Genomic DNA, 21,538 nt, shown 5'->3' with positions numbered 1-21,538 from the left:
ATGCTGTAAGTTGCCATGCGTATAATGCGCCCGACTCTTGAGAGAGCCGAATTGTCGAGACGCCAAAATTTAACTATAGGGATGCCATAAACTATGAGCGTGTTTATGAGCCTGGTTGGGATGGTTGTACTGCTGCTTGTGGCTGTGCTGCTGTCTGATAACCGTAAAGCTATTAACTTACGTACTGTGGGTGGCGCGTTTGCCATTCAATTCTTCTTCGGCGCATTTGTTTTGTATGTGCCTGTAGGCCGTGATGTGCTGTATGGTGCATCTCAAGCAGTTGCTAACGTCATCAGCTACGGCGATCAGGGGATTTCTTTCCTGTTCGGCGGTCTGGTTTCTGGCAAGATGTTTGAAGTTTTCGGTGGCGGCGGTTTCGTCTTCGCCCTGAAAGTGCTGCCGGTTATCGTGTTTTTCTCAGCACTGATCAGCGTATTGTACTACCTGGGTATCATGCAGGTTGTGATTAATATTCTGGGTGGTGGTCTGCAGAAAGCACTGGGTACTTCCCGTGCTGAATCCATGTCTGCAACAGCTAACATTTTCGTTGGTCAGACCGAAGCACCGCTGGTTGTGCGTCCGTTTGTACCTAAGATGACTCAGTCTGAGCTGTTCGCTGTGATGTGTGGTGGTCTGGCATCGGTCGCCGGTGGTGTACTGGCCGGTTATGCCTCTATGGGTGTACCACTGGAATACCTGATTGCAGCCTCTTTCATGGCGGCACCGGGTGGTCTGTTGTTTGCTAAAATCATCAAGCCGGAAACTGAAACCCCTGTTCATCAGATGGGTGGCGACGATGACAACCATGACGATAAGCCAGCTAACGTGATTGACGCGGCAGCAGCCGGTGCGTCTTCTGGTATGCAACTGGCGCTGAACGTGGGCGCGATGCTGCTGGCTTTCATCGGTCTGATTGCCCTGATCAACGGTATGCTGGGTGGTATCGGTGGCTGGTTCGGTATGCCTGAACTGACGCTGGAACTGATCCTGGGTTATGTCTTCAAGCCGCTGGCCTTCCTGATTGGTGTGCCTTGGAATGAAGCACAGGTTGCCGGCTCTTTCATCGGACAGAAACTGGTGGTGAATGAGTTCGTGGCTTACCTGAACTTCACGCCATACCTGAAAGATGTTGCTGATGGCGGCCTGCTGATTGCGGAAACCGGTGCAGTGATGTCTGAGAAGACCAAAGCGATTATCTCTTTCGCACTGTGTGGCTTCGCCAACCTGTCTTCTATCGCTATCCTGCTGGGTGGTCTGGGCGGTCTGGCACCAAGCCGTCGTCACGACATTGCCCGCTTCGGTATGAAAGCCGTTGCCGCAGGTACCCTGTCTAACCTGATGTCTGCAACTATCGCAGGTCTGTTCCTGTCACTGTAATTCAGTCAGAAACTGTTAGGTTGAAAACGCCACAGCTTAGCTGTGGCGTTTTTTTTGCCTCGCATTTTCTTTGCCGCTGACGCTGGCGGTAGTCAACAGAATCAGTAACTATCTGAATCATTTCCGGTAAAAGCCGGTAAAAAGCGCCAATTGACTCTTCCTTCACTCAGGCGGTACGCGCATGCTTAAGGGGTCAGCAGACACTTGGTTTACTGCGGTCTACACTCTGTGAGTATTTCCAAACCGGACTGCTTCGCTCTCCCGGTCTGGTAACAACGACGGGAGTGACAGCATGCATGAAGTGATAGTGGCTTTACTGGCCGGTGTGATAGTCGGGCTGATGTTTTCCGCGCTCAAACTGCCGATTCCGGCTCCGCCTGTGTTATCAGGGGTGATGGGCATTGTCGGTGTGTATCTCGGCGGACAACTGTATCAATGGCTGATTGAACGTTTCTTTTCCTGAGCAAGGGATCCGAAGGGGCCGGGCGGAGAGGGGACGATAGCTGCGTGCTGGGTCAACACATTATCCACTCTGGGAAACGTCTATTGTATGGTTTGCCTCTGAGCTCCTTGGTAAAATGGCGGCGTGGAATCGCAGATTGATGATATCTGCGTGTAAGTATTCTGATAATTTTGTGAATTAGGATACAAAAATGAATGGCTGGCAAGGTGATAGCCACCTTGCGCGGTGAAAAGGACGTCGATCGGGCACGCTGTAAAGGGCCTGAGTCTTCATGGAATCAAGTCCGCTTCTGTTTCTCTGAGGCTACAATCTGCAGAGTTGCCACTGTCTGAGTGGGCAAAGTGAACAGGACACTTGGTAGAACATAATCGACTGGAGAAAGTCATGAGCGATTTAAAAACGGCTGCACTGCGTGCGTTAAAACTGATGGATCTGACCACACTGAACGATGACGATACCGATGCGAAAGTGATCGAACTGTGTAAGAACGCGAAAACCCCTGTCGGCAATACCGCGGCGATTTGTATTTATCCGCGTTTTATTCCGGTTGCCAAAAAGCAACTGCGCGAGCAGGGCACGCCGGATGTCCGTATTGCCACAGTGACCAACTTCCCGCACGGCAACGATGATATTGAGATTGCCGTGGCTGAAACCAAAGCGGCCGTTGCTTACGGTGCGGATGAAGTGGATGTGGTGTTCCCGTACCGCGCTCTGATTGCCGGTAACGAGGACGTGGGTTTTGAGCTGGTTAAACAGTGTAAAGCCGCCTGCGGTGACATTCTGCTGAAAGTGATCATCGAAACCGGTGAGCTCAAAGAGCCGGCACTGATCCGCAAAGCCTCTGAAATTTCTATCAAAGCCGGTGCGGATTTTATCAAGACCTCCACGGGTAAAGTGCCGGTGAACGCAACACCTGAAGCGGCAGAGATTATGTTGACGGTAATCAAAGACATGGGCGTACAGGACAGCGTAGGCTTTAAGCCTGCCGGTGGTGTACGTACTGCCGAAGATGCACAGCAGTTCCTGGCGATGGCTGATCGTATTCTGGGTGCCGACTGGGCAGACAGCGCGCACTATCGTTTTGGTGCATCCAGCTTGCTGGCAAACCTGCTCAATACGCTGGGTGAAGGCGAGAAAGCCGCAGAAGGCGGTTACTGATACCACTGGTATCGGTTGACCGATTCTGAACCTGATCTGTGGCAGCCGGCCCGACTGGCTGCCACAGGAAACTGCCAATAAAGGGAAAGACCGCGCCTGTCGGCACCTGCCGCTGACGCTGCCTGCTCTGCCGGGCGTTATTGTCTCTCCCCAGCCATGCCGAGGCATCCTATGTATTTACCTCAGGAAATTATCCGCAAAAAGCGCGATAACATCGCACTCACCCAAGACGAAATTAACTTCTTTATTCAGGGCATCGCCAAAGACACAGTGTCTGAAGGCCAGATCGCAGCTTTCGCGATGGCGGTGTACTTCAACGACATGACCATGAATGAGCGGGTCGCCCTGACCTGTGCCATGCGCGACTCCGGCATGGTGCTGAACTGGGATCACATGAATTTCGGCGGCCCGATTGTCGACAAACACTCCACCGGCGGTGTGGGTGATGTGACCTCACTGATGCTCGGCCCTATGGTCGCCGCCTGCGGCGGTTTCGTGCCTATGATTTCTGGTCGTGGCCTGGGCCATACCGGCGGCACGCTGGATAAACTGGAATCCATTCCGGGCTATAACATCATGCCGTCGAACGAGGTGTTCGGTCAGGTGACCAAAAGTGCAGGCGTGGCCATTATCGGTCAGACCGGTGATCTTGCACCGGCTGATAAGCGCGTGTATGCCACCCGCGATATTACCGCCACGGTCGATAACATCTCGCTGATCACTGCTTCTATTCTGTCGAAAAAACTGGCGGCAGGTCTGGAATCGCTGGTGATGGACGTCAAAGTCGGTTCAGGTGCGTTCATGCCGACCTATGAGGCCTCGGAAGAGCTGGCGAAATCCATTGTGGCTGTGGCCAACGGCGCCGGCACCACAACCACCGCCTTGCTGACTGACATGAACCAGGTACTGGCCTCCAGTGCCGGTAACGCAGTAGAAGTGCGCGAGGCCGTTCAGTTCCTGACCGGCGAATACCGCAACCCGCGCTTGTTTGAAGTCACTATGGCGCTGTGTACCGACATGCTGCTCAACGCAGGCCTGGCCAGAGAGGAAGGCGAAGCCCGTGCCAAGTTGCAGGCGGTGCTGGACAACGGGGCCGCGGCAGAGCGGTTCGGCAAAATGGTTCACGGCCTAGGCGGCCCGGCGGATTTTGTTGAAAACTATAATAATTATCTGGCGAATGCAGAGATCATCAAACCTGTGTTTGCTGAAACCAGCGGCTTTGCCGGGGCGATGGATACCCGCGCACTGGGCATGGCCGTGGTGAGCATGGGCGGTGGCCGGAAAGTGGCTTCCGACAGCATTGATTATGCGGTGGGCCTGACTGACATGATACGTCTGGGTCAGACGCTGGATAAGCAGACCCCGCTGGCCGTTATCCATGCCCGCAATGAAGCACAATGGCAGGACGCTGCGAATGCTGTTCGTCAGGCTGTCACAGTCACTGAGCAGGCACCGGCGGCGACACCTGAGGTATACCGTCGCATCCGTGCTGAAGATGTCTAAATTGGAGCAATGATGAAAAGAGCAATTATCCTGGTACTCGATTCTTTTGGCTTGGGTGCCACTGAAGATGCGGTCAAATTTGGCGATGTGGGTTCGAACACCATGGGCCATATTGCCAAAGCCTGCGCCGAAGGCCGCGCCGACAATGCCGATCGCAGCGGTTTGCTGAACCTGCCCAACCTGACCCGGCTGGGGCTGGGTAAAGCCGCGGAAGAGTCCTGCGGTGAATTCCCGCAAGGGTTAGATCCTGTGGCTGAGATCACCGGCGCCTACGGTCACGCTGCTGAGCTCTCATCCGGCAAAGACACCCCGTCCGGTCACTGGGAAATCGCCGGGGTGCCGGTATTGTTCGACTGGGGTTACTTCAGCGACACCAGCAACAGCTTCCCGCAGGAGTTGCTGGATCGCATTGTCGAACGCGCACAACTGCCTGGATACCTGGGTAATTGCCATGCTTCCGGTACTCAGGTACTGGACGATCTGGGTGAGGAGCACATGAAAACCGGCAAGCCGATTTTCTATACCTCGGCAGATTCGGTGTTCCAGATTGCCTGCCATGAAGAGACTTACGGCCTCGATAACCTGATGACGCTGTGCGAGATCGTGCGCGAAGAGCTGGAAGACTACAATATCGGCCGCGTGATTGCCCGTCCGTTCATCGGCCCGGCTAAGGGACAGTTCGAACGTACCGGCAACCGCCGTGATTTGTCCCTTGAGCCACCGTCAGCCACTGTGCTGCAAAAACTGGTGGAAGAGAAGCAGGGTGAAGTGGTGTCTGTCGGTAAGATTGCCGATATCTATGCCCATTGCGGTATCACCCAGAAAGTGAAAGCAACTGGCCTGGAAGCCCTGTTTGATGCCACCCTGGCACAAATGGAAAAAGCCGGTGACAACACCATAGTGTTCACTAACTTTGTCGATTTCGATTCCGCCTACGGCCATCGCCGCGATGTGGCCGGTTATGCCGCCGCGCTGGAATATTTTGACCGTCGCCTGCCTGAGCTGCTGTCGCAGCTGAAAGAAGACGATGTGCTGATCATCACAGCCGATCACGGTTGTGACCCAACCTGGCCGGGCACAGACCATACCCGTGAGCACATTCCTGTGCTGGTGAGTGGCCCTAAGATCCCGGCCGGCTCACTGGGCCGTCGCGACACCTTTGCCGATATCGGCCAGAGCCTGGCGAGCTACTTCGGTACCTCGGCAATGGATTACGGCAAATCTTTTCTGTAACCGCACAGCAGTGTGGTGAGGTTTGATGCTGAATGCGTCACAGCCTCGTCCATAATGGATGAGGCACTCAACAAATTTAAGGAGCGAACAGATGGCTACTCCACATATTAACGCTGAAATGGGTGATTTTGCCGACGTGGTTCTGATGCCGGGCGATCCATTGCGTGCCAAGTTCATTGCAGACACTTTCCTGCAAGAGGTGAAAGAAGTCTGTAATGTGCGCAATATGTACGGTTTTACCGGCACATACAAAGGCCGCAAGATCTCTGTGATGGGCCACGGCATGGGCATTCCTTCCTGTTCTATCTATGCTACTGAGCTGGTCAAAGACTTCGGCGTGAAGAAAATCATCCGTGTCGGCAGCTGTGGTGCGGTGCGTGATGACGTCAACCTGCGCGATGTGGTGATCGGCATGGGCGCCTCGACCGACTCTAAAGTGAACCGCATCCGTTTCGGTGGTCACGATTTTGCGGCCATTGCTGATTTTGGCATGGTAAAAAATGCCGTGGATGCTGCCAAAGCCAAAGGGATTGAAGTAAAAGTCGGCAACCTGTTCTCTGCTGATTTGTTCTACAACCCGGATTTCGACTTCTTCAAGACCATGGATAAGTACGGCATTCTGGGTGTGGAAATGGAAGCGGCCGGTATTTACGGTGTGGCGGCGGAATTCGGTGCCAAAGCCCTGACTATCTGTACCGTGTCTGACCACATTCTGCGTGGCGAAGCGACGACCTCTGATGAGCGTCAGACCACGTTTTTAGAGATGATGGAAATCGCCCTGGAATCTGTCCTGCTGGGTGATAAAGACGCCTGAATTTGAGTCTACGCTTGTGGAGACAGGCGGACGCGCAAAAGAGGCTGCTGGCCTCTGACTCAAAGCAAAAGACGACCTGATGGTCGTCTTTTTTTGCTCATACCGCGTGGGACAATGCAGCTCTGCAAGTGCTTTCGCCGCACGGGAGAGAACACCTAATCCTTGGCGTTCGCTGTCAGCAGGAACGGGAAATGCCATACGTCTTTTCGGCGCCCGAAGGTATAAGCCAGAATAAAACCGATCAACAGCGCGACCAGCAACATTCCGCGTACTGTGTTGGTCATACTGTCAATCTGATCGGCAGCGTGCTGGACCAGTTTACCGTGTTCCAGCGTCAGGCGGACAAAGCCGACCACCTGACCCTCATCGGTCATCACAGGCTGAACCAGCTGCTGGCGGCCGATACTGGCAGTAGAAAGAGGGGTGGTCAGACCGGACACCTGCTCAAGCGGCATCGCACCTTCGGTTTGCGCCAGCGGAACCCCTTCAAGATCATAAATGCTGGCGTCCAGTATCAGGGGTTCATCGGAAATACGGTTGACCAGATCCTGCAGCTTATCCTGCTGTTTGTCGAGAATATCGCCAGCTGCTGTGCTGGCAGCCTGACGGGCGATAATGCGAGACAGCGACTGCGTCTGCTCACTCAGCATGTTGAAGTTATTCTGATTCAGCCGGGCGCCGTACTCCAGCATGGTAATCAAGCCGGCAAAACTAACGGCTAATACCAGAAACTGCCAGATACGCTGCATGCGTACAGTTTTGAACTTAAACATAGTCGTGACTTCTTCGATAAGGCTAACTGAGCAATATTGGGACTTGCCCTGACAAATTGCAATAGGGTACTTTGAAGGGAGTTGAATACGCCTTTACAGGGATGTGATATACAGTGCTGACCATAAAAAAACATACTTCGCTTCATACCCGCTTTCCAGACTGTGTTGCCAGCAGTAACCTGGATGTTAAACACGTGGCTTCAGTGATTTACAGTAAATCTCTGACCACAGATCGTATCGATCGCCTTGAGAGCCAGACTGGTGAGAGCCTGTCGCCGGTGGCCGCCTGGAAGGTGGGCGAGTACGACGTACTGCTGCTGACCAACCCCTTGTCCGACACCCTGATCAGTGCGCTGGACGCCGGCAAGATTGATTACGCCCATTATAAAGACTTGCCGGATTTGTCCGAGCCGGGTCTGGTGGTGTTTGATATGGACTCCACGGCGATTCAAATCGAATGCATTGATGAAATTGCCAAACTGACCGGTGTCGGTGAGCAGGTGGCGGAAGTGACAGAGCGAGCCATGCTGGGGGAACTGGATTTTGAACAGAGCCTGCGCCAGCGCGTCGGCACCCTCAAAGGCGCCAGTGCTGAGATTCTGCAGCAGGTCCGCAACCAGTTGCCACTGATGCCGGAAATGCGCGATTTGGTGGTGGCGCTGCACCACTATGGCTGGAAAACCGCGATTGCCTCCGGCGGCTTTACCTATTTCTCTGATTATCTCAAAGACGAGCTGAACCTGACCCACGCCCAGTCCAACCAGCTGGAAATCGTCGACGGTAAACTGACCGGCCAGCTACTCGGCAGCGTGGTCGATGCACAAACCAAAGCCGATATCCTGCGCGAGCTGGCAGAAGAATACGATATTGCCAGGCACAACACGGTAGCGGTCGGTGACGGCGCCAATGATCTGTTGATGATGGCAGCCGCCGGGCTGGGCATCGCTTATCACGCCAAACCCAAAGTAGTAGCAGCCGCACCCGCCGCCGTCCGCTACGCCGATCTCGGCGGCGTGCTGTGTATTCTTTCCGCTTCCCTCTGGCCGCAGAAAATCGGCTGGTAAGGTATTCTGATGCCATAACTACAAGCGAAACCGACCGGTTTCGCTTTTTTTCGGTGAGCAGACAGGCGTGATTTGATGTATCTTGCCAGGGGCTTCTCGTCATTGAATTATCAACTCAGTGCAACGGCGAGATATACGGCAGAGTTACACGGCATTATTTCGTTGAATAAAATACCAGTTTGCGAAAGGCTGGCATTTAACTAACTTAAGCTCGATCTGACATCAGCAATCGTGATGAACAATTTGCTCTCGGAATCCTGAAATGCTCGAAACCCATAACGTTCATAGAAGTGCTTTGCACCGTCTTTGGCGTCAACGATGACCACGGGGAATACCACACTATTAATAGCGGCTAATAGCTTTCGTAGCGCATCAATAAGTAACCACTCTTCGAAGTCATTTCCTTTGTAGCGTTCATCAACAGCTAAACGGGCAATGAGACCGCCGGACGTTGATGATTGGTGCTTTTCTGTAATTTGTCAGGTAAAGCCGCTAAGTCAATGGGTGTCATAGTCAACGTATAGAAGCCGATGACATGTGCGCTATCGTTATCATCTTCTAAAACGAAAGTTCTGGTATTGTCTTTCTTTGCTTGCTGGTTTGCCATTACTTTCAGCTAGTTATTAAGGGGTTCAATGCCGCAGTTGAATCGGTTTCTATCGTGTTTATCTTTATCGAGCAGTACCGTATTCATCATTGTAGTGGTCAACTAATTTACTGTCTGGAATTAGTTGACCACAAAGGAGGGGCGCAATCTCTTCAGCTACATACCACTCGTCAGCAGAAGCACCTCGTTACACTTACACCGACAAATATAACTACTTAAATAAACTGAATTTACCTGTGAACTCCTTGAGTTCACAGGTATCACCGAACATACAAATACCGAAGTACTCTAAGTCTTGCTCTGATTTTTCTGAAGTTGCTTTTATTTGTTCCGCTGATGTTCCAACTATCATTGTGTCAGTAAAATCGGTGAATGGGATATTTCGCTGTAATAGTTCTCCACGAACTTTTCTAATCTTATTGGAATTATCAGCCTTAAGGACGATAAACGGATAGTGCGAAATCGACGGGTGAATCCCCTCTTCCTTGTCTCGATACTGCAAAAAACATAGGCTATCGACATCACCAACTTGAGCTACAAGTCCCGCTGCCATATGACCAAGAGCATTATAGAGCCTTCCGGTCTCAATTTTTCCATTTAATACAGCAATAAATCGATTAGAGTTTTCATCTGGAAAGCTGGATAAATCAAGCATAAAAATCCTTATTTCTTTGAGGTGTGATGCTGTGTTGAGGCTATGGCCAACGGTATAGATTGCTTTCAGCACAGCACTTTTATTACTAAATCAACACTAATCTAGTTCACACTTTTCTGTGAAAATATGCAAGATGTTAATATGCTTGCAATGGCATACATTATCTACTAACATGCGCGCTATCACTTTGGTATGCTATATATTGCAATGCCCATTATTGCTTATTTTGTGACGGAGCACTAGAAGCACTGCTCTGCGATGCATGAGCTGTACGGTACTGTGAACGAAGCTACACTTATTGCTCTTGCCGCGAAATTTGTAGTTCTGATAATCACCATTTAGCCAGATTTGTAATCTTATCAATTAATATGACTGATAAATTTTATTTTTTTCTCTTATGACTTAGTTTTGCTAAATCGAATTTATCTAATGGATGAAGTTCGGATAATAGGTATGCATTACGCATATGAAAATATCTGGTCTACCATATTTCGAAAAGTTTAAAAGCTAATTTATTATTTTTAATAAAATAAAAGTTCACTTGTTAAATAGAGGGATATCTTATTTATATGTTTCAGAGGATTGCAGTGCACGTGAAAAAACATATTTTGTTAATCAGAGAATAAGGTAAATTTCACTATGATTATTGAGAACGAAAATCACACTAATATTTATGATGGCTATAAAGAGTTTGAAAATTCACTTATATGCCGAGTGAACGCATATCAAAAGATGAAAATTATGGGGTTTTGCAGTTTAAACTCGGAGGATTTTAGTCTTACCGATGCACAGAAATTAGATTTAAGTCTTATTCAGAGACATTTTGACTCACTTGCATTGGACCAATACGATGAAAACGCAGGTCGTTATCGACAACACAGTAAATATGTGTATTTACCTTTATTAAATATATTAGTGCCTCAATCTTCTGAAAATACATCTTGTTACAAGCAAGATATTGGTTTTAATGATGAAGTCAGAAATGAAGCGAGGAAATTTCAGCCAGTACCAAACGATATCTTGTTAAATAATCTGATTCGTTCGCTCATTTTTCATGACTTTAAAAACTCGCCGTTATATCAGTATTCCTCGACTGTTCCCATGGAAGTCGGCATTCATTTTATTCGAATGAAAGCGATGGTTGAATCGCCAAGTATTTCTGTACCCAATCGACTCCATAAAGATGGAGAGCCTTGTACATGGATACATTTGATAAACCGTGTTGGAGTATCTGGTGGTGAAAATATCATCACAGACAATACTAAGACTAACATCCTTTGTAATCAAATTATGCATAATCCACTTGATTCGATAGGTATCGTCGATGATTTAGTATGGCATCAAGTGAAACCGATTCATGTTGATGAACACAGTCAGGTTGGTTATCGCGATGTCATATTGATTGACTTCACACCGATGTTGGCAATGCCAAACAGCCCTTCATAATTAAAGAACTATATACCGTGTGGCATCTAATCGATATTACACGGTACCTCCTAATTTTATAAAAAGGTATTAACAGTGCAAGCAAAAGAAACTATTGCAGTTCACCGCGGAACAATAAAAGACGAGATGCATGGTGGAATTCTCTCTCCGCTATTTCCGTCGAGTTCCCACAAACACCTAGATATGGCAGAAGATGTGTATCCAAGACATGCTAATTTAGCCAATCAACGTGCAGTCGCAGAGAAAATGTGTGCACTAGAAAGTGGCGGTGAAGCTGCATTGGTATTCAGTTCTGGTATGGCGGCTTTCTCTACGGCTATGCTGTCTCATTTAAAATCAGGTGATCACATTGTCTTGCAAAATGGTGTTTACTCTGGAGCACTTAAATTTATACAGAATCACTTTTCAAAGTTAGGTATCACTTACAGTGTATCCAAAAGTTGCGATGTAGAGAGCATCATCAAGTGTGTAAATTCGAATACAAGAGCGATATATATCGAAACGCCTACCAATCCATTACTCAAAATTATTGATATTGAGTTATTGGTTAGTTTTGCCAAGAGTAAGGGCTTGTTCACGTTTATTGATAACACTGTGGCAACACCAATTAATCAAAACCCCTTGGAATATGGGGTCGATTTGGTGTTACACAGTGCAACGAAGTTTTTGGGTGGTCATGGCGATGTATCAGGAGGTGTTGCAGTAGGAAGCGAAGAGTCCATCGCTTTAATGACTGACTATATGAATGATTTCGGAGGCTGTTTAAATGCCCAGTCATGCCACCTTCTAGAGAGAAGTTTGCGTACATTGGCGATACGTATGGATAAAATTAATCGCAACGCTATGGAACTTGCTTCTCGCTTAAATGAACATCCAAATGTTACAAAAGTGTACTATCCAGGACTACCAAGCCATCACAATCATAAAGTTGCTGGTGAGCAGATGCGGGGATTTGGCGGGATGGTAAGCTTTGAGATTGCAGAAAGGTTTGACGCGACAAGCTTTCAGAGGAAATTAAACTTAATCATACCTTCAAACAGTTTGGGGGATCTGGAAACAACATTAAATTCTCCTTACCAAGCATCATCATCATTTAGAAGTCTTAGTGCTGAGGAGCAAAAAAAATCAGGTGTTACGACGCAATTAATACGAATGTCAGTCGGCATCTAAGACATTAATGACTTGTATGAAGATTTGCACCAAGCGCTCAAATGAATGATATGGAACTGAAAATGGAATCAAGTTTAACGTTAAATCGCGATGAAGTTAGGCACATTGAATCTCTTTATGGTTTAACTGTAAAAAGCAGTGCTTTCTTGGGTGCGGGTTCAGGCAATACGAATTACTGTATCGAAACTGATATCGGTCGCTGTGTCTTTAGTATCATTGAAGAGCAAAGTCGTGATGAAGTTGAGATCATGGCAAATACGCTTGTGTGGTTGGAAGCGTATCACTATAAGACATCTTTGCTTATCAAACCAAAACAACAGGAAAGCTATTCTATTACATTAAGGGGGAAGCCCTCTCTCTTGAGAACCTACATGGATGGCACAGTATGCCAAGACTTAAGTGAAGATATGCTTAGGCAACTTGGAGCTGCAGTCGCGAAACTACATACCATACCTGTCCCCAATTTTTTAGGAAATTCGATTTTCTATGAGCAGAAGAAGTTTATGGATGCCCTTGAAGCCGATGTCGATCAGGATTATGAGCGCTGGGCAAAGAGTAGGCTTAGGAATCTTGCTGTAGAAAGTATCAGTGGCTTACCTACCTCTGTCATTCACTCTGATCTTTTTTATGACAATATGTTATTTGACGGCGATCAGTTCATCAGCATGATTGATTTCGAATTGACTTGTGTTTACCACTCTGTTTTTGACATCGCAATGGCTATAGTCGGTACTTGTAGCACGGGGGGAGGGTTGTCACTGGAAAAAGCTGGACATCTAATCTCCGGTTACAAATCTTCAAGAGCCATGGAAGAAAGCGAGATAAAAGTTCTCAAAACATATACGGAATACGCCGCTATACTTACTTCACTTTGGCGGTATTGGAGGTATAGAATCTATCAGCCGGGTGATGATAATTCAGAAAAATACCTCGAAATGGTTAAATTGGCAAAAAGTATTGAAAACACCGATTTTACAGAGATTGATGACATTCTTACTGTCAATGTTTAATAGGATGCCGAGTGTAAATACTCGGTATTAAAGTAACCTGTAAACTTTCGGCACATAGCCCATTATTATAGTTTGGAGTAACAAAGCCACATGGAAACCAAGGACTCTAAAAAGATTTTTGTTCTCGTTGATGCCTACTCATCGGGAAATGAATTAGCCGCTGAATTTAATAAGAGAGGAGACAGGTGTGCACATATACAAAGTAGAAGCGATCTACCTCAGAAACTAACAAATAGCTATAGAGCTGGTGACTTTTTTATAAACCTGCAGTATGTGGGAACTGATACCATCAATCGATTGGAACAATATGACATTATTGCGGTGATTGCAGGTTGTGAAACAGGGATTGAACTCGCAGATCATTTGGCCGACGCCTTAGGCGTACTCGGCAATAACAAGCAAACAAGTCGTTTTCGAAGAAACAAATACCTAATGCAGGAGAGCTTGAGAAATAGTAATCTTAGTCATATACCAACTTACAGACTCACGAATCCGACTGAAGCGGTTCACCATGCTACTGATTTATTTGATAAATATCAGAAAGTTGTATTAAAGCCCGTTGATAGTGCAGGCACGGATTCCGTATTTGTTTGTAAAAACATTGAAGAAGTTAGGACTCATTCAAATAGTCTGTTCAATAAAAGTAACCAGCTTAATTTGAAAAATGAAGTCATTATATTACAACCATTCATTGTGGGCGAAGAGTATGTGGTTGATACTGTTAGTTATAATGGATGTCACAAAATCTGTGCGATATGGAAAATGGGTAAAGGCAGCTACAATGGCTCCGATTCAATCTGTGAGTTCACAGAACTAACCTCATTCGACGAGCAAGATCACTCTAAGCTTAAAGACTATGTTTTTAGCTGCCTGAATTCACTTGGGATCAAGTTTGGCGCAGCTCATTCTGAACTGTTTTTAACAGAAGAAGGGTGGAAATTAATTGAAACGGGTGCGAGACCTCACGGTGCCGGTTTCCCTGCATTATCATCCCTTGCATTGAAGCGGACACAAATTGATGAACTCGTACTGAGTATCTGTTCAACTGAAAGTTTTCTGGAATCAATTTCGGAAGAATACATGCCACTAAAATATTTGAAAATTAAAGAGCTGATATCCTTTAGCTCGGGCATTGTAGAGTCAGTCAAGCATATCGATACTATTTCTAACTTGCCATCCTATAAGAAATCGAGTATGCCTAGCATTGATCAGGAAATTAAACTCACTACAGATGTATTCAGCTCACCAGGCTGGATTGCTTTAAGTCATAGTAGTTATGAACAGCTTAATTATGATTATCAGTTAATAGTTGAACTCGAAAGACAGGGAATGTTTGAATTCTATGAAAAGTAAAATCAAGATGTCTGGCCAAAATTATATTCTTGGGTATTGTATTTTGGGGGCTGCAATAGATGTGCTGCTTTCTGGCTTGTTGCAAAGCTTCAACTTGTTTGTGTTATTGTTTTGGACCTTTACATTTACTTGGCTAGGCTTTCTCTTAGTTACACTGGTATTTATCCCTGTGAAATTAAATGTTCTATTCAATAGCTACAAGCTAATTGCATTGTTGAATATATCTACGTTAGGTTCTTGGGTCGGGCTATTCATTGGTTTAAAGTGGACAGAGCCATCATTAATGGTAGCCATAATTTTTGGATTAAGCCCAATTATTTCTGTTTTAATAGAAATGTATAACAAAAACTCAATTGACATAAAAAACATCGTTATAACAGTGCTGTTGGCTTGCACTGTTGCTGTCCTGATGATGCTTGCTGTAGAGGGTCAAAGGTTTAATCCTTTCGATTCAGACTTTATATTTTTTCTGGCGCTTAGTTTGGTTTGTATCGTAACCTCAACATGCCTAGCCATGGGTACATACATAGCAAAAAAATTGTCAAAGAGAGAGTTTAATGCCGTAAATGTACAGTCGTTCAGATTTCCGTTACTCATCTGTGTATGCTATTTACTATTGCCGAGCGAGGGCGCTCTGGCGACGGTGCAATCCAGTTTCTGGGCATACCTACCAATAATAGTGCTATTGGGGAATATGCTGCCGTTGTGGATGCTTCAGAAGGGTATTGAGCTAACAAGCGCACTGACTACCAACATTATTATTAATATCACCCCCTGTATTACTTTGCTGCTGGAGTTTTTTGACCCGTCGATAGAGTACAGTAATACGAAACTGCTAGTGTTGGTTGTGCTTCTGTCCGTAATGCTGATAGCTAATGACGATACTTACAAGTTCATCACAAGCAAAATAAGGCGCAAGTCTGCTAGACTCGCAGACTAAATATATCGAATCTTTTGTCGATTTCGTTATACAGCTTTGTGGTTAGCTTAAATAGGTGTGATGTGATGAACGTTCCTCCCTCGGCGTCAATGCGCCAGAGGTAAGCAGTTAACGCTTAGTTCAAAGTAAAGGAGCGTCCGTCATGGATATTTCAGCCAAGAATATTTTTTCAGGTCAGTGCTTGGAATCAAGATGGCCGTGTCGCCTGGAATCATAAAATCATTCGCAACAGGCTCCTTCATACAATCCGGCAGTTCCTTGAAAAATGTTAATGATCATGGAAGCGCGTGGTACCGCCATGCACTTAAGCAAACGAGAGCACCCTGCTCGTCATCTGTCTGCGTCCCGATCGCCCCAGTGGGATAGGAGCGCCTCGCGAAACACAGTCAGTTTGGCCGAATATTGACGAGATGGCGGGTAGAGTAAAGTCAGTGGCTGAGGAGGCGGTGCATTGTGGCTGAGCACTTCCTGTAAGCGTCCGTCGGCGAGATATGGCCGAACGAAAAAAGTCAGCAGTTGCACAATTCCGGTGCCGGCGACGGCTGCTTCAACCAAAGGGTCGCCATGATCAAGAATGAGATTCCCACTCACATCCATGCTGATGGGTTTACCGTTATCGGTAAACCGCCATGGGTTAATCAGCCCGTTTGAAGATAAACGAACTCTCAGGCAATTATGTTGCGATAACTCCTTGATACAATTTGGGACGCCACGTCTGGCAAGGTATTTGGCAGAGGCCACTGTGACCCAATGGGCTGACGATAAGCGCTTGGCTATCACTCGGGCATCGGCAACGGGGCCGCTGCGAATGACCGCATCAAATCCCTCATCAATAATGTCGACTATTCGATCGGTCAAAACCAGTTCGATGTTTAACTGGGGATGGGATTCCAGTAACTCACTGACGATCGGAATCAGGATAGCCCGTCCAAATGCGGAAGGCGCACTGACTTTCAGCGTGCCTTTGGGAGCATTGCCATGATGCTGCATTTCATGCTGAGCATCAGAAAGTCCGGAGATTAATGGGCGGACGCGAGACAGAAATAATTCACCGTCTGCGGTCAGGCTCAGGCTGCGGGTATTGCGATGTAACAATTTAACACCCAACTGTGCTTCCAGTCTGCTGATAGCCCTGGAAATACCCGATTGCGTGATACCTAGCTGCGTGGCTGCAACGGTGAAGCTTTGATGGTCGGCCACTTTGATGAATTGCCTGATGGCATTGAGATCAGCATCCATGATTTAAGTCATTAGTGAAATGATTTCAAAGTATTTATCGATCATATGTCATAAATGATACTGGGTGAACCTTAAACATCACTTGGAATGAATTTATGCGATCTCCTTTACCTTCAGTGGTTTACCTTCTTAGTCTCGGTATCTTTATCATGATTTCCTGCGAGTTGCAGGTGCTGGGTTTTATGCCTGCGCTGGCAGCCGATCTGGGTGTTTCCATTGCTGAGGTCGGTTATCTGGTCTCAGCCTTTGCTGCCAGTATGGCCATTGGCGGTCCAATCCTCATACTTGCACTTTCTCGCTTTCCACCGCGCACGATTCTGGCTTGCCTGTATAGCATTTTTATTCTGGGTGAGCTCTTTGGTGCTCTGGCACACAGCTATACCCAGCTGATGTTGGCACGTGCTGTTACAGGTATGGTGTCCGGCGCATTCTTTGGGGTATCGATTGGGCTTTGTTCAAGGATGGTCGCCCCCAAAGACACGTTGCGAGCCGTTGCTATGGTGCTGGCGGGTATCATGTTGGGCACCATTATCGGTCTGCCTCTGGCAAAAGTGATTGCAGAATACTGGGGATGGCGTGAAAGCTTTTATGTGGTCGTGGCACTGGCAGTGTTCAGCGCAGCCTTGACGCTGAAGGCGGTCCCGTCCTTGCCAGCAGAAGCTTCGCATCCGTTAAAGCAAGAGCTGAAAGGGGTACTGGATGTGAAGTTATGGTGGGTTTTTGCGACCAGCTTTTGTGTGATTGGTGCGGTTTATGCGCCTTTTAGCTTTATCGTGCCGATTCTGACTGATTTAGCGGCTCTGCCGGAAGGGGCTGTTACCTGGTTACTCTTGGCTTACGGGCTGTGCATGCTGGTTGGAAACTATGTCGTTGCTGGCCTGGCTGTGAAACATGCTAAAGCAACAATCATGGGCGGTCTGGCTATTATGATCACTGTTTTTGTGATGTTTGCGCTGTTTGCCGACATTGGCTGGGTAGCAGTGATTTGTCTGGTACTGTTGGGCTTTTGTGGGGTGAGCCTCAACCCGGCCCTGGTCAGCCGACTGATGTCGTTACCACAGGGGCAACGGGCCTTTATCAATACCTTGCACGCTTCTGTGATTAACGCAGGGATTATGTTCGGCAGCTTTGCGGCAGGTCTGACACTGGATTCAGGCTTCAGTCTGCATGCCACAATATGGCTGGGAGCTGCCATTGCTATCCTTGGTCTGACTGTGCTTGGAATGTCGCCTCAGCTTTGCGTATCGTCTGCCCAAACAGCGTCGCAGTTGCCTCAGACAGATTAGTCCCGTATCCATTTTCGGACAGCAGCAAAGCATTGCTGCCCTTTTAGCATGCTTCTGCTGTCAGATCCTTACCCAGATAAACCTCACCGCGGATATTGAAGCTAAGCTTGGTTAAATCAATATCATAAACCGGCTGTGGCATAGTGAATCAGGCTGGTCAGGTGCGACAAAGCCTGATCAAGCGGGACTCCATGTTACTGGTTGGGCGACTTAACGGGAGAGTTAGACAATGAGCGAGTTGACTATCTGGACGTTAGACTGGGTACCACAAGGCCCGCGCGGCTTTGTGCGTGACTTGCGCTTGCGATGGGCATGCGAGGAAGCAGGGCTGCCATACAAAGTGCAAACGATCCCCTTTGATGGCCGCGAGACTAATCATCTTGTCCGTCAGCCTTTTGGCCAGGTGCCGTTTTTGAGTGACGGTGAACTGCAGTTATTTGAAAGTGGCGCATGCCTTATGCATATTGCGCAGCAATCTGACAAGCTGATGCCGGGCGATGCTGTTGGTCAGGCGCACACGCTGCAATGGGTATTTGCGGCGCTCAATTCTATTGAGATGGTCAGCGTACCCTGGTGGTTTCTGACGATTTCCGGTCATAGCGATAATGCACTGACCGGGTGGGTAGACAAGCGCCTGGCGCAACTTGAGGATGTGCTGAGCAAGCGAGAATGGCTTGCTGGCGATCGGTTCACGGCTGCGGACCTGCTGATGGCTGACGTGCTGCGCATACCGCAAGTGCGCGCTGTCAGTAACCGCCCGGCTTCGGAAGCCTACGTGGTTCGTTTAACCAGCCGTCCGGCCTTTAAGAAAGCTTATGCGGATCAGATAGCGCATTTCGAACTGGCCGACAAGGAGCGGGCTTAACCTGCGTTTCGGCTGTGTGTCAGCCCGGATCTGACCGGCTCCGCCAAAAACACGCTCAAGCCGCTCTCGTTGCGAGGGAGGGGCCGATAGATCAACCTGGCAGTAATGCCAGGTTTTTGTGTTTTCATTCAACCTAATACGCGTTACAGGCCCAGCCTCAGCAGCACTTCATCGGTCACGTCGTAGAACTCACCGAATCCCATCAGCGAGGTAAACTCATTTTCCAGCGCTCTGGCGCGATGCATGGCCACACGGGACAGTTCAGCCAGCTCCCGGCTGATCAGTGCGGTGGTCGGATCCAGCGTAGGGACGGCGGTGATACGTACCGCCAGAAAATGCCCTTGCTCTCTGGCCTGCTGAGCAAAGCGGCGGCGGGTGTCGCCTGTCGGAAAATCACTGAGCAGTTTACTGATCACTTTGGGCTGACCGAGCGGCTGAGGCAGCACCGCCAGGTACATTTCGTGTACATAGGGTTCACTGACGGTTATCGGGCGCATCGGTTCGCTGAGCAGCGTTTTTACCCTGTTCTGAAAAATGGGCGCCAGATTGATCTGCTTGCCATCGCCCAGCTCCATCATCAGTTTACCCAGCGCCGGCAGCGGCTGGTTAGCGCCCAGTGCGCGCACTTTCACCTGATTCTCAATTTTCTCGCAGAAGAAGGGCAAACAGTTGAGCCTTGTCAGCAACATCTGGTGCATGGCCAGTAACAGCGGACCGGCTGGCATAATTTCTTCACTGACAGGCAGCCGCTCTTCGTTGTGCTTGATGAGCCGCCGCAGAAAATGTTCGCTGCGTGTGGCGTCATCACCGCGGCCGGTTTCAAGCTGCACATTACGCCTGTCGGGACTTAAACGGACAACCTGATAAGGAATGCGTTTCAGCGGGGCGTCTTTGGCCATTTTCAGCAGTTCATCGAAAGTGACTTTCAGCACATCGCCCCGCTTGGCATCCAGCGGTTCAGTCAGGCGAATGTTCAGGCCGCGGGTGGAGACATCAATACTGGAGCCGCTGAGAATACGGGCTTCTTTGTCTGCCGCGCCGGGCTGTAACAGGGTGACCGGTGTGCGGAACAGAAAGCGCGATTCGCTGCGCTGCGGCTTGGGATCAAAGTAAATGGCGTGTGAGCCGGAAACGGGATTTCGCGGATGACGGAACGTGTGTAAGTGCTTGCTGGGCAGTGCTGGTTTTTCCGTCAGGCGATAGTCGTGCTGAGCATCCTTGTTGGTTAAATTCTGCAGTACCCCGATATGGGTCAGGGTAGAGAGGGTTTCCAGCAGCTCAGGGGCGATTTCCTGCAGCTGGATTTTGTCATCCTGACTAATAGGATACAGCGTCAGGCGAACAACCCGCCAGCTCTCTCTTGTTGCCCCTATCTGCCAGAACAACTGCCGCTCTTCCACGCTCATTTCGGGCAAGGCGGCGGAATAAAAATAGGCTTTTTCTTCGTGCTGATGGGTAAAGCTGTAAATCAGCGTACTGCATTGGCTCAGGCCTTTGCGGCCCAGCGTGCGGATACGCTCTTCAGACAGCAGATGGTTGATCACCGACAGATTACGTTCGTCATGCCAGTGTTCCCAGAGATGGCGGTTATGCTCTGTCAGCAGACAGTATTTCAGCTCATTGCCGGCAAAAAACAGCGGTATGCTGCTGGTATGTTTGAGGAAGCAGTGTTCATAGCCCCGGGTGCGCGACTGAATAATTTTATCTTCATGGTTCTGGCGCGAGCGGCTGGCCGCCATTTTCTGGCGGGCTTCAATGGCATCTTTCAGAGCGTCACTGGATTCAATCAGCATCAGGCGCAGCCAGGTATAGCTGTCGTTATCTGCATGGGGCGATACCCCCAGAATCCGGTAGCTGATCCCCTGCACCAGCCGTTCGTCTTTGAGTTGCCTGGCCAGTTCGGGGAAGTACGCGGTGACAACCTGCCCGGTATGATAGCGGAAGGCGGACGACACCCGAAAGCGTGCGCCGGAAGGCGAAATATCTGAGGTGGTGCCGTTCACTTCCTGTGAATAGGGCAGAGTCAGCACAACCGGTGTGGTGATCTGGATACGCTGTTCGCTGCGGCTGAGGTGGTAACCAAAGCGCAGCAGCTCGGCCCCAAAAGGCAGCGCTTCGGTCGGCTCCTCTGGCGGCGGAGCCGGTGTGTCCTGTTGCTGCATGACCCGAAAATTATTACGGGTATTCATCAGTGATTCAAACAGGCCGACCCGGTATTGTTCGCCAAAGGTTTTGATCCGGCGGCGATAGACATTCATGGCCACATCATCCAGCCAGTGCGTCATACCGTGCATGTCGTAGGGGCGACACTCGCCACTGACCTTGCCGCGTAAATCAACGGGCTGACGGCAGGGAGCCATCAGGCGGTTGAGTTCCATTTTGATCTGCAAGCGTACCGGGCCGCTGAGATCTGCGGTCAGGTGCTGAAACAAATCATTAAAATCTCCGCTGTCATAAGCCGGGAGCAGTTGTTCTATCAGTCCTTTGTATTCATCCAGCAACATAGTGGTTTTAGCAATAGGTCTCTATCGGGTATGATCCCTATTGTGCAGTAAAACGAAGAATTGTCATAAGCTTGTAGA

General features: G+C 48.7%; 18 protein-coding genes and 1 pseudogene. 14 read left to right on the top strand and 5 right to left on the bottom strand.

Annotated features, from left to right (window positions below; genetic code table 11):
* Window positions 1–93 precede the first annotated feature (93 nt).
* The 6 genes from H511_RS0115070 to deoD all read left to right on the top strand — a co-directional run bounded on the left by H511_RS0115070 (window position 94) and on the right by deoD (window position 6,548).
* Window positions 94–1,377 carry a NupC/NupG family nucleoside CNT transporter gene (locus H511_RS0115070; RefSeq protein ID WP_027253046.1) on the top strand — a complete coding sequence of 428 codons (1,284 nt, stop codon included), beginning with the start codon at window positions 94–96 and terminating at the stop codon, window positions 1,375–1,377.
* A 292-nt stretch (window positions 1,378–1,669) separates the two neighbouring features.
* Window positions 1,670–1,840: a XapX domain-containing protein gene (locus tag H511_RS23585; protein WP_036759722.1), complete on the top strand. Its 171-nt coding sequence runs from the start codon at window positions 1,670–1,672 to the stop codon at window positions 1,838–1,840.
* Window positions 1,841–2,224: 384 nt separating this feature from the next.
* Window positions 2,225–2,998, top strand: a complete 774-nt coding sequence (deoC, locus tag H511_RS0115060; protein ID WP_027253045.1) for a deoxyribose-phosphate aldolase — start codon at window positions 2,225–2,227, stop codon at window positions 2,996–2,998.
* 171 nt (window positions 2,999–3,169) lie between these two features.
* The gene (gene deoA / locus H511_RS0115055; RefSeq protein WP_027253044.1) at window positions 3,170–4,501 is read left to right on the top strand and encodes a thymidine phosphorylase; all 1,332 of its coding nucleotides are present in this window, start codon (window positions 3,170–3,172) and stop codon (window positions 4,499–4,501) included.
* Window positions 4,502–4,513: 12 nt separating this feature from the next.
* Window positions 4,514–5,734: a phosphopentomutase gene (gene deoB, locus H511_RS0115050; RefSeq protein ID WP_027253043.1), complete on the top strand. Its 1,221-nt coding sequence runs from the start codon at window positions 4,514–4,516 to the stop codon at window positions 5,732–5,734.
* A gap of 91 nt (window positions 5,735–5,825) precedes the next feature.
* Window positions 5,826–6,548, top strand: a complete 723-nt coding sequence (gene deoD, locus H511_RS0115045) for a purine-nucleoside phosphorylase (protein ID WP_027253042.1) — start codon at window positions 5,826–5,828, stop codon at window positions 6,546–6,548.
* A gap of 155 nt (window positions 6,549–6,703) precedes the next feature.
* On the opposite strand, the gene H511_RS0115040 is transcribed toward deoD, so the two are convergent.
* The gene (locus tag H511_RS0115040; protein WP_027253041.1) at window positions 6,704–7,321 is read right to left on the bottom strand and encodes a YtjB family periplasmic protein; all 618 of its coding nucleotides are present in this window, start codon (window positions 7,319–7,321) and stop codon (window positions 6,704–6,706) included.
* A gap of 113 nt (window positions 7,322–7,434) precedes the next feature.
* On the opposite strand from H511_RS0115040, the gene serB reads away from it, so the two are divergent.
* The gene (gene serB, locus H511_RS0115035; RefSeq protein WP_027253040.1) at window positions 7,435–8,385 is read left to right on the top strand and encodes a phosphoserine phosphatase; all 951 of its coding nucleotides are present in this window, start codon (window positions 7,435–7,437) and stop codon (window positions 8,383–8,385) included.
* A 200-nt stretch (window positions 8,386–8,585) separates the two neighbouring features.
* On the opposite strand, the pseudogene H511_RS23580 reads toward serB, so the two are convergent.
* Together H511_RS23580 and H511_RS0115025 are read right to left on the bottom strand one after the other, a co-directional pair.
* Window positions 8,586–9,082, bottom strand: a pseudogene (locus tag H511_RS23580) (GNAT family N-acetyltransferase).
* A gap of 121 nt (window positions 9,083–9,203) precedes the next feature.
* Window positions 9,204–9,647: a DUF2000 domain-containing protein gene (locus H511_RS0115025; RefSeq protein WP_027253038.1), complete on the bottom strand. Its 444-nt coding sequence runs from the start codon at window positions 9,645–9,647 to the stop codon at window positions 9,204–9,206.
* A gap of 639 nt (window positions 9,648–10,286) precedes the next feature.
* Between H511_RS0115025 and H511_RS0115020 the strand changes: the two genes are divergently transcribed.
* From H511_RS0115020 to H511_RS0115000, 5 genes are all read left to right on the top strand, one after another.
* Complete coding sequence (locus H511_RS0115020; RefSeq protein WP_027253037.1) at window positions 10,287–11,093, top strand: 2OG-Fe dioxygenase family protein; 807 nt, start codon at window positions 10,287–10,289, stop codon at window positions 11,091–11,093.
* A 75-nt stretch (window positions 11,094–11,168) separates the two neighbouring features.
* On the top strand, window positions 11,169–12,263 hold the full coding sequence (locus tag H511_RS23575; RefSeq protein WP_051288238.1) for a trans-sulfuration enzyme family protein: 1,095 nt from the start codon (window positions 11,169–11,171) through the stop codon (window positions 12,261–12,263).
* A gap of 62 nt (window positions 12,264–12,325) precedes the next feature.
* On the top strand, window positions 12,326–13,273 hold the full coding sequence (locus H511_RS24170; RefSeq protein WP_051288236.1) for a phosphotransferase: 948 nt from the start codon (window positions 12,326–12,328) through the stop codon (window positions 13,271–13,273).
* Window positions 13,274–13,363: 90 nt separating this feature from the next.
* The gene (locus H511_RS0115005) at window positions 13,364–14,626 is read left to right on the top strand and encodes an ATP-grasp domain-containing protein (RefSeq protein WP_027253036.1); all 1,263 of its coding nucleotides are present in this window, start codon (window positions 13,364–13,366) and stop codon (window positions 14,624–14,626) included.
* Window positions 14,616–15,566 (top strand): hypothetical protein, encoded by a 951-nt coding sequence (locus H511_RS0115000; protein ID WP_027253035.1) that lies wholly within the window; start codon window positions 14,616–14,618, stop codon window positions 15,564–15,566. Before H511_RS0115005 ends, H511_RS0115000 begins: the two co-directional genes overlap by 11 nt.
* Before the next feature lie 330 nt (window positions 15,567–15,896).
* Here the strand turns inward: H511_RS0115000 and H511_RS0114990 are convergent, their stop codons facing one another.
* Entirely contained in the window at window positions 15,897–16,805 is a 909-nt protein-coding gene (locus H511_RS0114990; protein WP_027253034.1) for a LysR family transcriptional regulator, read from the bottom strand.
* 95 nt (window positions 16,806–16,900) lie between these two features.
* On the opposite strand from H511_RS0114990, the gene H511_RS0114985 reads away from it, so the two are divergent.
* On the top strand, window positions 16,901–18,091 hold the full coding sequence (locus H511_RS0114985) for an MFS transporter (RefSeq protein ID WP_027253033.1): 1,191 nt from the start codon (window positions 16,901–16,903) through the stop codon (window positions 18,089–18,091).
* 229 nt (window positions 18,092–18,320) lie between these two features.
* Window positions 18,321–18,956, top strand: coding sequence for a glutathione S-transferase family protein (locus H511_RS0114975; protein WP_027253032.1), 636 nt, complete (start codon window positions 18,321–18,323; stop codon window positions 18,954–18,956).
* A 143-nt stretch (window positions 18,957–19,099) separates the two neighbouring features.
* On the opposite strand, the gene H511_RS0114970 is transcribed toward H511_RS0114975, so the two are convergent.
* Window positions 19,100–21,460, bottom strand: a complete 2,361-nt coding sequence (locus H511_RS0114970) for a PilZ domain-containing protein (protein WP_027253031.1) — start codon at window positions 21,458–21,460, stop codon at window positions 19,100–19,102.
* Window positions 21,461–21,538 lie beyond the last annotated feature (78 nt).

Source organism: Photobacterium halotolerans DSM 18316, assembly GCF_000425165.1.
In the GTDB taxonomy this organism is placed as follows: Bacteria; Pseudomonadota; Gammaproteobacteria; order Enterobacterales; family Vibrionaceae; genus Photobacterium; species Photobacterium halotolerans.
Note: the sequence above shows the minus strand (reverse complement) of the source record. Positions and strands in the feature narration are given on the sequence as shown.

Bases quoted from the DNA above. Each gene is read 5' to 3' on its own strand.
- H511_RS0115040 (WP_027253041.1), bottom strand. From the start codon at position 7,321: ATGTTTAAGTTCAAAACTGTACGCATGCAGCGTATCTGGCAGTTTCTG.
- H511_RS0114970 (WP_027253031.1), bottom strand. From the start codon at position 21,460: ATGTTGCTGGATGAATACAAAGGACTGATAGAACAACTGCTCCCGGCT.
- deoC (WP_027253045.1), top strand. From the start codon at position 2,225: ATGAGCGATTTAAAAACGGCTGCACTGCGTGCGTTAAAACTGATGGAT.
- deoD (WP_027253042.1), top strand. From the start codon at position 5,826: ATGGCTACTCCACATATTAACGCTGAAATGGGTGATTTTGCCGACGTG.
- H511_RS0115000 (WP_027253035.1), top strand. From the start codon at position 14,616: ATGAAAAGTAAAATCAAGATGTCTGGCCAAAATTATATTCTTGGGTAT.
- H511_RS0114990 (WP_027253034.1), bottom strand. From the start codon at position 16,805: ATGGATGCTGATCTCAATGCCATCAGGCAATTCATCAAAGTGGCCGAC.
- H511_RS0114985 (WP_027253033.1), top strand. From the start codon at position 16,901: ATGCGATCTCCTTTACCTTCAGTGGTTTACCTTCTTAGTCTCGGTATC.
- H511_RS0115070 (WP_027253046.1), top strand. From the start codon at position 94: ATGAGCGTGTTTATGAGCCTGGTTGGGATGGTTGTACTGCTGCTTGTG.
- H511_RS0115005 (WP_027253036.1), top strand. From the start codon at position 13,364: ATGGAAACCAAGGACTCTAAAAAGATTTTTGTTCTCGTTGATGCCTAC.
- deoA (WP_027253044.1), top strand. From the start codon at position 3,170: ATGTATTTACCTCAGGAAATTATCCGCAAAAAGCGCGATAACATCGCA.
- deoB (WP_027253043.1), top strand. From the start codon at position 4,514: ATGAAAAGAGCAATTATCCTGGTACTCGATTCTTTTGGCTTGGGTGCC.
- H511_RS0115025 (WP_027253038.1), bottom strand. From the start codon at position 9,647: ATGCTTGATTTATCCAGCTTTCCAGATGAAAACTCTAATCGATTTATT.
- H511_RS23585 (WP_036759722.1), top strand. From the start codon at position 1,670: ATGCATGAAGTGATAGTGGCTTTACTGGCCGGTGTGATAGTCGGGCTG.
- H511_RS24170 (WP_051288236.1), top strand. From the start codon at position 12,326: ATGGAATCAAGTTTAACGTTAAATCGCGATGAAGTTAGGCACATTGAA.
- H511_RS0114975 (WP_027253032.1), top strand. From the start codon at position 18,321: ATGAGCGAGTTGACTATCTGGACGTTAGACTGGGTACCACAAGGCCCG.
- H511_RS0115020 (WP_027253037.1), top strand. From the start codon at position 10,287: ATGATTATTGAGAACGAAAATCACACTAATATTTATGATGGCTATAAA.